General features: G+C 63.0%; 1 pseudogene. It reads right to left on the bottom strand.

From position 1 onward, the window contains the following. Positions 1 to 270 (bottom strand): annotated as a pseudogene (locus tag ABD920_RS23960) (hypothetical protein); the annotation flags it as partial. Positions 271 to 546 lie beyond the last annotated feature (276 nt).

The following is a 546-nucleotide window of genomic DNA, read 5'->3' as shown; positions in this document are numbered from 1 at the left end:
GCCGTTGGCGTTGGCCACCGTGATCGCGCCGGTCTGGGCGCCTACTGGCACCTGGGCCTGCAGCGATGTTGTTCCGTCGCCGTTGTCGATAGGGGCGAAGCTTGCAGCCACACCGCCGGCGAACACCACCGAGGTCACCTCGGCCAGGTTGTCGCCCGAGATGCTCACGTAGTCGCCTTCCTTACCCGAGGCCGGGCTGATGGCCAGGTTGGCCGGAACCAGCTTGAGCACCGTAAAATCGATCGAGGCCGTGCCGTCTGTGGCAGTCACCGTCAGCGGGCCGGACGTGGCGCCGATTGGAACCTCAACATAGACGATGGTGCCGTCACTAGCAAAGTCCTCTTCAAAGGCGTAGGTGTCGACGCCGTTGAAGCTTACGAGCGTTGTTCCATGCAGATTCGCACCATTGATGGTTATAACATCCAACTCGTAGGCTGCAGCCGGGTCAACTGAGAGTATGGCTGGCCGGATCACGGTGAAGGTCGGGGTGGTGCCCGTGCCGTTGGCGTTGGCCACCGTGATCGCGCCGGTCTGGGCGCCTACTGG

This window comes from Pontibacter saemangeumensis (genome assembly GCF_039541895.1).
GTDB classification, from domain to species: Bacteria; Bacteroidota; Bacteroidia; order Cytophagales; family Hymenobacteraceae; genus Pontibacter; species Pontibacter saemangeumensis.
Note: the sequence above shows the minus strand (reverse complement) of the source record. Positions and strands in the feature narration are given on the sequence as shown.